Origin of the sequence: Rhodococcus sp. BS-15 (assembly GCF_000813105.1) — a bacterium.
Classification (GTDB): domain Bacteria; phylum Actinomycetota; class Actinomycetes; order Mycobacteriales; family Mycobacteriaceae; genus Rhodococcoides.
Map to the genome: position 1 here is coordinate 1 of NZ_BAOX01000265.1, position 6,777 is coordinate 6,777.

Here is a 6,777-nt window from a genome sequence, read left to right on the forward strand (position 1 = left end):
GCGGACACTTCCTGACCAGGTCTGTTGCAGGGGGTGGGGTCGGTGGTTCGTTCGGTGTCCGAATGCCTTGTCATACCGATCTGGTGAGCAAGAGTCCGCACCCGTAGGCCTTCGCGGATCCCACGCCGTGGGTGAGCGCAGTGCTGTGGGCTTGTGCGTCCATGATGCGCGCTGTACCTGTGTACACAACGGTGGTGTGTGCGAACACGGCCTTCGGTGTTGCCCTGTGGGCTCGGGGTAAGGATTTGATGGCGCTGTCGAGTCGCGGTCCCGCGTGGACGGTGAGGCTTTCGACGTCGAGTCCGCCGGCCGCCAGCATCTTTCGTCCCCAGGTATCGCGTTCTGCACTGGGGAGGGGGATCTTCTTGCCCCGTGCGCGGGGCGCGGTGTCGGTGCGTGGGGCGGAGGGAACCGATTTGGTCGGGGCGGCAGTGAGCTGAAACGCGACAGTCCCCGCCAGCGGTGGATTTCGGCGGCGTTGGTCGATGCTGGTGTGAAGTACACCGGCATCGAAGTGCCAGTCTGGCGGTGTCTTTGCTTGCACGACGAGGCGGACGCGATTGTGGGTCTCTAGCGAGAGCGTGTAGAGGATGCCGAGGGTGCGACGTGGTTCGGTATCGGTCGGCAAAATTTGGTCGCGCCAGCCGGACATGACGAGTCTGTGCATGTTGTGGGCATCGACGAGGGCGCGCCTGACCTCAGGGTGGCGTGCGTCGAGTGTCAAGTAGCTGGTGTGCAGCGCGACAGTCTCGATATCGGTGGTCATGGGTGCTCCTCGGGTGCGAAGAAGTCGATGGCGCTGCTCGCTGGGGCCGCGCTGGAAGGTAGCGAGATGTGGCGTTTCTCAAGGCGTCCGGCGTTTCGGCGGCTGTCGAAACGGGTGGGTTGATCGATCACAATCTCTGTGTCGGGGTGGGGTCTGCGGGTGGGGTGCACTTCGGTCCAGAGAAGGTGCTGGGCCTGTGAATGGCGTGGGGGGATGAGATCGAGTGCGGCGGTGGGGTCGTCGACGGAGTGAACGGTGGGGCCGGGGGGAGCCGACAGGGGATATGCCTGCGGCCAAGGTGCAGGCTGCGTGCGGGATCTGTGAGGGCTCTCGCGATCCGGTCCACGAGTTCGCGGGGGCCGGACAACGCAATGGTGAAGTCTGCGTCGCAGAGGTATTCGTCGGTTGTCAGGATCGCCGAGGTCCGTTTCGCCACGAGGGAGCCTTTGCTGTCGCGGTCGATGTTTTTCGGTGCACTGTAGGTCCGCTCGAGGGGCGCTCCTTTCGACGCCGCGCGTGCCAAGGCCGGATCGGAGAGGACTTCTGAGGGGAGCAGTGGGAACGATCCTGACCCGGATGTGTGGAAGTCTGATTCGATTCGTCCGGCTCGGTCGGCCCGCACACCCAGTCTCAAGGCTCGCAGGTCGTCTATGTCATCGGTGCGATCGCGCCCGAGGGCGTTCGCGACCAATCCGATGACGCCGGATTTGGTGGGATGGTCCTGTGTCGGCCGAGTTGAGCTTCTCTCGCGCGTCGACCACGCCTGCTGGGGGCCGGTCAGTTGGAAGGTGACAGTGGCGGTGGTCATCTGCGGACCGTTGCGATGAGATCGGCGAGGCTGCTTGCGATTCCAAGCCCATCGAGGTCGAGTGCGTCGGCGACGGTGGGGTTGATCGCCAGTACTGCGGTCGATCCGCCTGTATACGGTCGCATTGTTGCGCTGTGGCGCAGGAGCCGTGTGGCGGCGTCGATGGCGACCTGGGTTCCGCGGATGGCGGGGGAGAATGCGTCGGCGAGTGAATAGACGGCGGTGCCGGTGTCCGCGAGTACGACGATGGGCAGGGTATGGGCCGCGGAGGACCGCTTCTTTCCGGCCGGTAGGGATCGGACGGACCATTCGATGAGTGCGGCTTCTGCTGCGAGCGCGAGGCGCTCGATCACTGCGAGGTCGGTGGAGGCAGTCGCCAGGTTGGCGCGGAGCTGTCGTCGATCGAGCTCGATGTATCGGTAGAGGGTCGGTGCGGCCAGATCTGCGGTATCGAGCATCATCGATACCGCTTCGTCATCTCTGGCGGCGTCATCGACGGCAGTGAAGAAGTCTGCTTCGAGCGCCATCGGATCGACGGAGAATGCGTGTGCGACCGAGACTGCGCCGTCGATGTTGCGACCGGGGATTTCAGCGAGCATGCGACCGAACAGAGCGAGGTCGATGGTCGCGTCGACGTCGAGTGCTGCGTGGGCGGCCGCGATCACTTCGTCGGGGATGCTCAGGGCCGCGTCGGACTTCTTCTTCGTGCTCCCTGTGTCGGCGGCGTAGACGATGGAACCGTCGTGCTCTGCGAGGACAGCGGCGACGCGTGAGGGAAGGTTCTCGGACGCGAACACTGCAGCGGCGGTGTTGCCTGTCTTCTCGTTGGCTTTGAGCCCGAGTCGAGTGAACAGTGCTGCTGATACCGCGGACGCGCGGTGGGGGTCGATGCCGTGGCGGGTAGCAAGAACATCTGCTGTGAGCTGAGGGAAACGGGTGGTGCGTAGGCCGAATGCTCCGCCCTCGATGGCTGCGGTGCGGACGCCGGTGCGGATGGCGCGCTTCCACGATTGGCTCGACACGCGGACGCGGGTTACGCCGTCGACGGTGATCTTCTTGATGGCTCCAGCGTCGTCGCGGTTCAGTAGTGATGCTGGTACGGCATGCAGGATATGGAGAGCGAGGAAGGGGGCGAGCGTGGTGTCGGGCATGGTGGTGTCCTTTGACGAGTCGTTTGTCAGGATGCGGAGGTGGGTGCGGGTTGATAGGTATGGAATTGCCGGGCCCAGAGGACGCGGGTTATGTTGCGTGTCTGTGGGTTTCGCCATGCGTGGATTTCGTCGGCGACGCTGGACCAGCGCGGGGGGTAGTCGGAGGAACGTAATGCTGTACCGATCGCGTCGACGGTGAAGGAGAGCGCGGGGTCGCTGTCGACTGTGGTCAGTCGGGTGAGGAGTCTGAGTGCTGCCGGGTTGCGGGGGCCGCGAGCTCCGGGGGAGCCGATTGTTCGCAGTGCATGCCCGAGCCCTGCACCCTCGGTTCCGTAGCGGACTGAGGCTCGCCCGAAGTGCCATCGGGCGAAGAGTTTTCCCGTCAGTGCCCAGGAAATCCATTGCTCGTCGTTCGCCTCGGCAGTGAGCCCGATGACGACGGGGTCGACGATGCCTTCTGGCTGCCATTTGCTGAGCCGTCTGAGCGCGGGGTCATGTGCGTGTGCAGCGGCGGCCAGGGTACGGATGTAGCGGTCAGTGGCTGTCGGAGCGGTGGGCTCAGGCTCGGTCATTGGCTTGTGTCTCCGTCGGCGATCGAAGTTGTCGGGGTCATCGCTGCTGCTGCAGCGGTGGGTGATGCGGCAGCGATGGTGGATGCGAATTCGGTGATGGAGGTGTCGGCGCAGGCCCGCATTTGTGCGATCGCGTCGGCGATGGTGGTCTGGGCGGTCAATGCGGCTCGGACGATGGGCTCGAAATCTGTGTTGAGGCGGGTCGTGGTCGGCATCGATCGTTTCCACCATGCGTTGGTCGAGGTAGGCCCCGATGATGGGGCCAGGCTGCGTCCGGCGGCAATGATGCGTCCGATCAGGCGCTTGCGTGTTTCGGTGATAGCAGCGTCGAGTTCGGCCGCGCAGGCTCGGCTGATGAGTGGTACCGGCAACGTGCCGGTGACCGGTCCGTCGATGCGGGATTGGTAGGCCGCCAATCCTGCCAATCTGATTCGTCCGTTCGAGGGGAGTTCGGCCGCGAAGACGCCGGGCGCATCATCGGATGCGTAGGCGGTGAGGAGTTGTCGCCACGGGGGGCGGCTCAGGTGTACATCCCATGCCGTGTAGGGATCGGCTGGCTTCTTTTTGGTGAAGGTTGTGTGGGGCACCAGGTGTGGGTCGGTGCTCTCGCCGTAGCGCAGTCCTTCGGTGATCGAGACTCCACCGACGTAGCCGTCCGGATCCGGTACAAGCAATATGGATCTGCTCTGCCACGTGAGTGCGTCCGCTTGACCGCCTGGGGGAGGTGTGTCTGCAGGGCGACCTCCTGGCCAACTGTGGTGGAACGTTCCAGCAGGACCGGGGCGACGGTTGGCGACCAGGGTGTCGGCGAGGTTTCCAGCGTCAACCCAGGCGAATGGGCGCGGTGATGCAATTGCCGACTTTGCCGACTTGACCCCGAAGACCGACTCCGGAAAGGGCTGGATGCCCCCGACTGAGAATTGCTGCCGCATCAGCAGTGCTCGTGCAGCTGCGGCCGGTGTGAGGCGCGTGCCGCTTTCGTTGTGGTGGTGATCGAGAAGAGTGGACCCGTTGCCCGCAAATCGGTAGGGCAACGTCACAACGGGAGAGACTGAACGCTCCGAGAGATGTTCTCGCAGCTGTGAATTCTGCCAAAACGGATCGGAACTGCCGAAGAGTTCCCATCGCCGTGCCGTGCCGTTCAGCCAGCGAGCAGGGTCGCCATAGCTGACCAGGTCGATGGCCAGAAGCATGCGTAGGATTGCAGCGTCCTCGAGGGCATCACCGGAGGTGACGTCGAGAATGTCCCCGCGGTCACGGACGGCGTCGGCCACACTCACTGTTGCTGGGCCGTCGACAGTGAACACATCGATCCACGGGTCGGTCAGAAGGTTCATTTTTAGAACACTACGTATCGAACATTGAGAACGATACTCCGGGCCTGATTGTCGGCTACGGTCTACTGCTATGCAGACCGCCGCGACCGGCTATCGACTTCGCCCCCACCAGAGCCTGGCCCTCGAACAGATCGGTCAGACGTGGGACGCGGGGTCGACCCGTGCAACACTTGTAATGCCCTGCGGGACAGGCAAAACGGTTGTGATGCACGCGCTCCTCGAAATGCAGTCGACGCGACCCGCCCGGACAGTGGTGTTCGTACCGACAGTGCGCCTGCTCGTACAGACCATGAACGTTCTTCGCTCGGCGTCACCTAGATCGACGTTGATCGCAGTCTGTAGCGCCAACCGTGCAACGACAGACGAATTCGGCGCAGCGGAAGGGCCGACAGAAGAGCCGGACCTCGATCCGAGGACCGCTGTCGCCGCACTCGACGTACACGGCACCACCGACCCCGCCGAACTCACCGCACTGCTCGCTGGCTCCACGGACACTCTTGTCGTCGCGACCTACGCGTCTTCGATGGCGGTCGCCGCCGCGACCGTGGCATCGGCGATCGTGTGGGACCTGCTGATCTGCGATGAAGCCCACCGCACCGCAGGCAGAGCCGACAAAGCATGGAGTATCCCGCTGGACAACACGATGATTCCTGCGCACCGGCGGCTCTTCGCCACCGCCACGGTCCGCGAAGTGGAGTTGGGTCTCGATGACCCAGAGGAATTAGGTCCAACCGAGATCAACTCGATGACCTCGGTGGCCGAGTACGGTCCGATCATCGCGCCGATCAGTCTCCGCAGCGCCATCTCCGAACGCCTGCTCTCGGACTACCGCATCGCCACCATCGGTGTGGAGGAAGCCGCAGCCTTCGAGGTCCTCGAGACTCAAACAGCCGCTAACCCTCAGCTCGATCCCGCCGCCGCCGCCGCGCAGCTGGCTCTGATGCGCGCAGCAGAGTCGATGCCAACTCTGCGGTCGGTGATGGTGTTCCACAACAGAATCGACGTCTCACGCGCGTGGGCCAGTCAGTTTCGTGCGCTGGCGCGAGAGGCAGGAAAAAGTGTGCGTGTCTTCCACGTCGATGGCGGTAGCGATCCCCGCCATATCTCGGCGGCGCTCTCTGCGTTGGCTCATCGCTCGGATGAGCTTGTCGTAGTGTCCAATTGCCGACTGCTCGCGGAAGGAATCGATGTCCCCGCGCTCGACGCCGTGATGTTCGCCGCGCCGCGGTCGAGTGCACCCGACATCGTTCAGATAGTCGGGCGAGTGCTCCGGCCCCACCCGGAGGGGCACCACAACAACGCACTGATCATTCTGCCGGTACTGCATCGGAAGGACATGAACACCAACACGACCACCGAGGAGCGAGTCGCTCGGACCCGCTACCTCACTGCGTGGCAAGTACTGACGGTCCTCGCAGAAGAAGACGAAATGATCTACACCTCGTTGGTCGAACACCGTCGCGCGATGGAGGGCGATGCCCCGCCTCCAGGCCCGGACAACAGAGTCCGGTTCGACGCCCTCGAGCTCCCGATCAACATAGGCGATGGATTCGTCCTGGAAATCGTCCGAAGGACCACCAGCGGATGGCTGCGCGTCCACCATCTCCTACGTCAACAAGCACTCCACGGAAAGACCGTCAACCCCCGCGTCGGGCTGACCGTCCGCGACCCCAACACCCCCAACGGATACCCACTGGGAGCGCGGGTCGAGGCCCTGCGGCGCGCGAAATCCGCAGGGCGGGTACCGAAGCGAATCATTGCACTCTTCGATGACGACCCACTACTTGCCGAATGGTCGTGGGACAAAGCCGCCGGCCGCAACTCAGCACTATCGGTCGATCGAAAGATCGACCTCGTCGAGCGCTACATCTCCCTGACCCGAATCCCCCACATCCTGCCCTCCGCCACGGTCGATGAGCCCGAGACCGGGCGAAAAATCAAGATCGGAGCCTGGGTTGCAAACCTCAGGCCCAGCTCGCTTACACCGACACAGCACGCCCGAATGAGCGCGCTGCTCCCTGATCGGTTTCGACCACGATCTTGATGGCCAGGAGTACCCGTGGTTCGCTTTCTTGGATGCGTGGCAGCCCTGGTGCACGCTCGCCCCGTTTCGGGCAACGCTGTAGCGCTCGGCGTCCGCCCC

At 63.8% G+C, this 6,777-nt stretch carries 6 protein-coding genes; 1 reads left to right on the forward strand and 5 read right to left on the reverse strand.

Annotated features, from left to right (window positions below; all coding sequences use genetic code 11):
- Positions 1–70: 70 nt before the first annotated feature.
- The 5 genes from RHBS_RS22040 to RHBS_RS22060 all read right to left on the reverse strand — a co-directional run bounded on the left by RHBS_RS22040 (position 71) and on the right by RHBS_RS22060 (position 4,634).
- Positions 71–766, reverse strand: coding sequence for a type I-E CRISPR-associated protein Cas6/Cse3/CasE (locus tag RHBS_RS22040; RefSeq protein ID WP_128646430.1), 696 nt, complete (start codon positions 764–766; stop codon positions 71–73).
- 127 nt (positions 767–893) lie between these two features.
- A complete protein-coding gene (cas5e, locus tag RHBS_RS32375) occupies positions 894–1,574 on the reverse strand; it encodes a type I-E CRISPR-associated protein Cas5/CasD (RefSeq protein WP_128646431.1) in 681 nt (226 codons plus the stop codon).
- Positions 1,571–2,725: a type I-E CRISPR-associated protein Cas7/Cse4/CasC gene (gene cas7e / locus RHBS_RS22050; RefSeq protein WP_187298595.1), complete on the reverse strand. Its 1,155-nt coding sequence runs from the start codon at positions 2,723–2,725 to the stop codon at positions 1,571–1,573. The genes cas5e and cas7e overlap by 4 nt, the downstream gene beginning before the upstream one ends.
- Positions 2,726–2,751: 26 nt before the next feature.
- Positions 2,752–3,297, reverse strand: a complete 546-nt coding sequence (locus RHBS_RS22055; RefSeq protein WP_187298596.1) for a type I-E CRISPR-associated protein Cse2/CasB — start codon at positions 3,295–3,297, stop codon at positions 2,752–2,754.
- Positions 3,294–4,634 (reverse strand): type I-E CRISPR-associated protein Cse1/CasA, encoded by a 1,341-nt coding sequence (locus RHBS_RS22060; RefSeq protein WP_128646434.1) that lies wholly within the window; start codon positions 4,632–4,634, stop codon positions 3,294–3,296. Before RHBS_RS22060 ends, RHBS_RS22055 begins: the two co-directional genes overlap by 4 nt.
- A gap of 70 nt (positions 4,635–4,704) precedes the next feature.
- Here RHBS_RS22060 and RHBS_RS22065 point away from each other — a divergent pair, with 70 nt between their 5' ends.
- A complete protein-coding gene (locus tag RHBS_RS22065; RefSeq protein ID WP_128646435.1) occupies positions 4,705–6,678 on the forward strand; it encodes a DEAD/DEAH box helicase family protein in 1,974 nt (657 codons plus the stop codon).
- Positions 6,679–6,777 lie beyond the last annotated feature (99 nt).